This window comes from Acetivibrio ethanolgignens, from assembly GCF_001461035.1.
Taxonomy (GTDB): domain Bacteria; phylum Bacillota; class Clostridia; order Lachnospirales; family Lachnospiraceae; genus Velocimicrobium; species Velocimicrobium ethanolgignens.
The window spans coordinates 1-530 of sequence record NZ_LNAM01000145.1 but is presented as its reverse complement, the minus strand read 5'-3'; the positions used below and the strand labels follow the sequence as shown (position 1 = coordinate 530).

The window sequence follows — 530 nt, the reverse complement described above, 5'->3', positions numbered from 1 at the left end:
ACCGGATAGGTTCCCTGCAGCTTGCGGTATCTTTCCTCCTCCCAGATGGAAAGCCCCTCAAACAAGTCCCCCCTGCCTGCGTGGTTCACTGAGAAAAAATAATCTAACATACTCATATTAAGCGTTTTGCCAAAACGCCTCGGGCGGGTAATCAGTGTGACATCATCATTGCTTTCCCACCACTCCCGGATAAAATCTGTTTTATCTATATAAAAGCAATTGCCTTTTATTAATTTTTCAAAATCCTGTATCCCTGTTGCTACTGTTTTTTCCATCATGCCCCTCCTGTCTGGAACCTCTAAAGTTCTTTGAAATCTGTTCCATTTTAAAATATGTCTCCATCACCCAATCAGCACTTTCTTCCCCTCAAAGGCAAAGCCGTATTTGCGGATATTCCCTGCCGGGATTCCCTTCGCCACAAGGGCGGCTTCATACTGCTTCTCTTCAATCTGGGCATGGGCAGCCTTCACTGTGTCCTCAAGGGATTTTTCCCTCCGCTTATTGAATACCTTAAATTCCAGAATAAAGGC

Annotated in this window: 2 protein-coding genes; both read right to left on the bottom strand. The window is 44.9% G+C overall.

The window, feature by feature from the left end:
* Positions 1 to 275: AAA family ATPase (locus tag ASU35_RS07240; protein WP_147525402.1), on the bottom strand; the 275-nt coding region annotated here is incomplete at its 3' end.
* A gap of 66 nt (positions 276 to 341) precedes the next feature.
* Positions 342 to 530 (bottom strand): PD-(D/E)XK nuclease domain-containing protein (locus ASU35_RS07235; RefSeq protein WP_172794615.1); only part of this gene is annotated, 189 nt, incomplete at its 5' end.